The organism is Arthrobacter sp. 2YAF22_2, from assembly GCF_052114645.1.
GTDB lineage: Bacteria > Actinomycetota > Actinomycetes > Actinomycetales > Micrococcaceae > Arthrobacter.
On the sequence record NZ_JBFRFD010000674.1, the window covers coordinates 1 to 1,606 of the forward strand.

1 pseudogene is annotated in these 1,606 nt (G+C 70.7%); it reads left to right on the forward strand.

Annotated features, from left to right (window positions below):
- Nucleotides 1–142 precede the first annotated feature (142 nt).
- Nucleotides 143–1,606: pseudogene (locus AB4Y86_RS18580) on the forward strand (ribonuclease E/G); the annotation flags it as partial.

Sequence of the window (1,606 nt, forward strand, 5' to 3'; positions counted from 1 at the left end):
TCTCAGGGCTGCCGCACCCCACTGCCGGTGCGAACCTGGAGGTATTCAATTGACTTCTGTCAATGCCCGCGGGTGTTGACAAATATTTGCCCCCTAGGGCGCCGGATGTGGCGGCGCATCAGGGGCAGGAGTGTCGCCACATATGGATAATGACCAGCTTGTAGCCGGAAACAACGAAGCCCTCGTCACCGGGGAAGCACCGGAAACCGCCGCCGAGACGCCGAAGAAGGCCACCCGGACCCGCCGCAAGGCCGCGCCCAAACCTGAGGCCGCCGCCGACGCCGCAACCAGCGATACCGCAGCCGCCGAGGCTGTAGCAGCCGACGCCGCAACCACCGCCGCCGTGGCGGTCAAAGCCCCGGCCCGCCGGAGCCGGTCGCGGAAGACGGTCGAGCCCGACGCACTGCCCGCCGTGACCCCGGACCAGGGCCCGGCGGAAACCACGAACCCCGCCGGCGACGCACCGGCCGGGGTCACCATTGAGGCAGCCGCAGAGGCGCCCGCAGCTCCGGAGAAGCCGGTCCGCCGCCGCGCTTCCCGCGCCAAGGCCGTACCGGCCGCCGTCGAAGCCGAGGACGCGATCACACCGGCCGAGACCCCGCCCGCCGAGTCGGCCCCCGCCGAGACCGCCCCCGTCGGGACAGCTCCGGCGGAGAGTCCGGCGGCCGCCGCCGAAACACCTGAATCATCCGAAGTCCCCTCCTTGTTCCTAGCGCCCGGCGCCGCCACTTCGGTGATCTTCCAGGCCCCGGACCTGAGCACTGTCGTCCGCCCGGCCCCGGTGGCCGCCCCGGCCGCAGTTGCGGACGCTGACGAGGAAGACGACGAAGAGGGCGACGACGCCGGCAGCCGCCGTCGCCGTCGCAGCCGTGGCCGCCGTGGCCGCAACAGCCGCACCGGCGGCGAGCCCGAGACTGATGACGAGGGCACCTCGGAAGAAGCAGAAGAGGACTCCGAGGGAACCCTCGAAGACGGCGTCACCTCGCGTCGGCGCCGCCGTCGTCGTCGCGGCGAACAGGACCTTGAACTGACCGGCGGCGGGGACGACGACCCGCCCAACACGGTGACCCGCGTCCGGGCACCGCGTGCGGCCGCCGAAGCCCCGGTCAACAACCGCGTCACCTCGCTCAAGGGCTCCACCCGCCTGGAGGCCAAGAAGCAGCGCCGCCGCGAATCCCGCGACACCGGCCGCCGCCGCACCGTCATCACCGAGGCCGAGTTCCTGGCCCGCCGCGAATCCGTGGACCGCCAGATGATCGTCCGCCAGCGCGACGACAGAATCCAGATCGGCGTCCTCGAAGACGGCGTGCTGGCCGAGCACTTCGTCTCCAAAACCCAGCAGGACTCGCTGATCGGCAATGTCTACCTGGGCAAGGTCCAGAACGTGCTGCCATCCATGGAAGCCGCCTTCGTCGATATCGGACGCGGCCGCAACGCCGTGCTGTACGCCGGCGAAGTCAACTGGGACGCCGTCAACCTCGAGGGCAAGCAGCGCCGGATCGAGAACGCGCTTAAGTCCGGCGACTCCGTGCTGGTCCAGGTCACCAAGGACCCGGTCGGCCACAAGGGCGCCCGCCTGACCAGCCAGATCTCGCTGCCAGGCCGC